A 1704-nucleotide genomic window follows, 5' to 3' on the forward strand; every position below is an offset into this window, starting at 1 on the left:
AGTGTCGCGGCGGTGCATGAGCTGCGTGAGGGGCGCCTGGATGTGGCGTCGATGCCGTCGCAGGCGGTGGAGCCGCTGACGACGTTGGTGAGTGCCTTCAGCCACCGGTATCCCGGCGTCCTGGTGGCCATCAGCGCGGCGTTCACGCCGCGCGATGTGATCGACATGGTGCGCACGGGTGCCGTGGAGCTGGGGCTGCTGGCGTCCGCCGGTCCGGTCTCCGACAAGGAGGTCGTCTCCCATGCGCTGGGGCGGCAGCGTTTTGTGCTGGCGGTGCCGGCCGACGGCCCGTTCGCCGGCCGGACGGCGGTGCAGGCCGGGGAGCTTGCGGGACAGCGGCTGATCGTCGGGCAGCCGGGTACCGGGATGCGCGCCTACGTCGACGCGCTGCGGGATGAGGGCATCGAGTTCACCGTCGCCGCCGAGACCGAGCACCGCGTGTCGCTGATGCCCCTGGTCCTGGCCGGGGTGGGGCTCGCGGTGGTCACGGATTCCTGGCGGGATCTCGCCGGGCGGCTGGGCGCCCGTGTCCTGGACATCGAGCCGGAGAACACCTTGGACATCGCCCTCGTCGCCCGCCGCGGCATCCTGTCGCCGGCGGCCGCAGCGTTCGTCACGGCCGCGACCTCGGCCACCGACAGGTGATAGGCCCCGCTTATAAGGCAGATCCGCTTTGCGTCTTGGACGCCCCACGGACCGCCCTGCTGCAATCGACGCCATGACGACGAACCACCGCATTGCCCTGATCCCGGGCGACGGCATCGGCGCCGAGGTCCTGCCGCCGGCCCAGCAGGTGCTCGATGTGCTCGGCCGCCGCCACGGCTTCAGCCTGGCCTACACGTCCTACGACTGGTCGTGCGAGCGGTACCTGCGGGAGGGCGCCATGATGCCCGCCGACGGGATCGACCAGCTGCGTGAGGCGGACGCGATCCTGCTGGGCGCGGTGGGATACCCGGGCGTGCCCGACCATGAGTCGCTGTGGGGGCTGCTGATCCCCATCCGGCGCAGCTTCCGCCAGTACGTCAACCTCCGGCCCATCCGCGTCTTCGAGGGCATCGACAGTCCGGTGCGCGGCGCCCGGCCGGGCGAGGTCGATGTCGTCGTCGTGCGCGAGAACATGGAAGGCGAGTACAGCGAGGTCGGCGGCCGGCTCAACCGCGGCTTCCCGGACGAGATCGCCGTGCAGGAGGCCGTGTTCACCCGGGCGGGCGTCACCCGCGTGCTGGACTACGCCTTCACGCTCGCCTCCCGGCGCGGCGGCCGCCTGACCTCCGCGACCAAGTCCAACGGCATCGTGCACACCATGCCGTTCTGGGACCAGCTCGTCACCGAGCGGGCCGCCTCGTTCCCGCAGGTCGCCTGGGACCAGGAGCACATCGACGCGCTCGCGGCCAAGTTCGTCCTGGAGCCGGCCCGCTTCGACGTCGTCGTCGCCTCCAACCTCTTCGGCGACATCCTCAGCGACCTCGCGGCCGCGGTCGCCGGGTCCATCGGCATCGCCCCGGCGGCCAACCTCAACCCCGAGCGGGAGTTCCCCTCGATGTTCGAGCCGGTGCACGGCTCCGCGCCCGACATCGCGGGCCAGGGCATCGCCAACCCGCTGGGCGCGATCTGGTCCGCGGCCATGATGCTCGACCACCTCGGCCATCGCGCCGCGGCCAGGGACATCACGGACGCGATCGCCGCGGTCCTGGCCAAGACCGA

Annotated in this window: 2 protein-coding genes; both read left to right on the forward strand. The window is 71.7% G+C overall.

The annotated features are described in order from the left end of the window. The coding region (locus ACFZDA_RS41525) for a LysR substrate-binding domain-containing protein (protein WP_391091752.1) at positions 1–645 on the forward strand (645 nt) is incomplete at its 5' end. Positions 646–718: 73 nt separating this feature from the next. After that, positions 719–1704: tartrate dehydrogenase (locus ACFZDA_RS41530; RefSeq protein ID WP_391091754.1), on the forward strand; the 986-nt coding region annotated here is incomplete at its 3' end.

Origin of the sequence: Streptomyces sp. NPDC007991 (assembly GCF_042958445.1) — a bacterium.
Taxonomy (GTDB): Bacteria; Actinomycetota; Actinomycetes; order Streptomycetales; family Streptomycetaceae; genus Streptomyces.